2 protein-coding genes are annotated in these 1,432 nt (G+C 63.3%); both read right to left on the bottom strand.

What is annotated here, in order from left to right; translation table 11 throughout:
• Nucleotides 1-128 precede the first annotated feature (128 nt).
• On the bottom strand, nucleotides 129-1,013 hold the full coding sequence (locus tag EN749_RS35725; RefSeq protein ID WP_127810311.1) for a 2-hydroxy-3-oxopropionate reductase: 885 nt from the start codon (nucleotides 1,011-1,013) through the stop codon (nucleotides 129-131).
• 159 nt (nucleotides 1,014-1,172) lie between these two features.
• Nucleotides 1,173-1,432: TIM barrel protein (locus EN749_RS35720; protein ID WP_245491584.1), on the bottom strand; the 260-nt coding region annotated here is incomplete at its 5' end.

The following is a 1,432-nucleotide window of genomic DNA, read 5'->3' as shown; positions in this document are numbered from 1 at the left end:
AGCGAGTAGCGAGTAGCGAGTAGCGAGTAGCGAGTAGCGAGTAGCGAGTAGCGAGTAGCGAAAGTCGAATCCCGACTATCCGTGGCTGCAATCCCTATTCGCTATTCGCTACTCGCTACTCGCTCCTCCTACCCCACCTCATGCCCCGCCATCCGCTCCAGCGCCCTGACCAGCGCCGAATGATCTTCCTTGGCGCCGCCATTGGCCGCGCAGGAATTGAACAGCTGTTGAGTCGTCGAGGTGTTGGGCAAGGAAACGCCGAGCGCCTTCGCGCCCTCCAGCGCGAGGTTCAGATCCTTCTGGTGCAGTTCGACGCGGAAACCAGGCGCGAAGGTGCGCTTGACCATGCGCTCGCCATGCACTTCCAGAATGCGCGAAGCCGCCAGCCCGCCCATCAGCGCCTGCCTGACCTTGGCCGGATCGGCGCCGGCTTTCGAAGCAAAAACAAGCGCTTCGGCGATGGCTTCAATGGTCAGCGCGACGACGATCTGGTTGGCCACCTTGGTGGTCTGGCCAACCCCGTTTGGCCCGACCAGGGTGATGTTCTTGCCCATCTTCTCGAACACGGACTTGGCGCGCTCGAATGGGGTTTCCTCGCCGCCGACCATGATGGTCAGCGACGCCGCCTTGGCGCCGACCTCGCCGCCCGAGACCGGTGCATCGAGATAGTCGCAGCCGAGATCGTTGATCTTCTTTGCGAACATTTTGGTCTCGATCGGCGAGATCGAGCTCATGTCGATGACCAGCTTGCCCCTGGCCAGGCCGGACGCGACGCCGTTGTCGCCGAACAGCACATCGGCCACCTGCGGCGTGTCGGGCACCATCAGGATGATGATGTCGGCAGCCTTGCCCACGCCGGCGTGGCCGGTGACGGTCTTCAGCCCCTTGGCGACGAGATCGGCCGGCGGCTTGGAGCGATGGTCGCTGGCGATGACATGATAGCCCGCGTCCAGCAGATGCCCCGCCATCGGCGCGCCCATGATGCCGAGGCCGATGAAGCCGATGGTTTCCATTGTGGTTCTCCAGAAGGTTGTGTGAAACGCCCCCTCATCCGGCCGCTAGCGCGACCACCTTCTCCCCGAGGGGAGAAGAGAATGCCGACGTTGATGCCTGTCTCTTCTCCCCACCGGGGAGAAGGTGGCCCGAAGGGCCGGATGAGGGGGCCTTGGCCGCTAAGCCGCAGCACTGCCCTGCCCGCTCAACTCCCGAAACCAGCCTAACCCAGCCTCCGTCCCTGCCTTCGGCTTGTATTCCGCCCCGACCCATCCGGCATAACCGATGCGGTCGATGTGCTCGTACAGGAAGGGAAAATTGATCTCGCCCGTCCCCGGCTCGTGACGGCCGGGATTGTCCGCAAGCTGGATATGCGCGATGCGGCCGAGGTTAGCCTCGATGGTACGGGCGAGATCCCCCTCCATGATCTGCATGTGAT

The organism is Mesorhizobium sp. M7A.F.Ca.ET.027.02.1.1 (assembly GCF_004022985.1).
Lineage (GTDB): Bacteria > Pseudomonadota > Alphaproteobacteria > Rhizobiales > Rhizobiaceae > Mesorhizobium.
Note: the sequence above shows the minus strand (reverse complement) of the source record. Positions and strands in the feature narration are given on the sequence as shown.

Bases quoted from the DNA above. Each gene is read 5' to 3' on its own strand.
- EN749_RS35725 (WP_127810311.1), bottom strand. From the start codon at position 1,013: ATGGAAACCATCGGCTTCATCGGCCTCGGCATCATGGGCGCGCCGATG.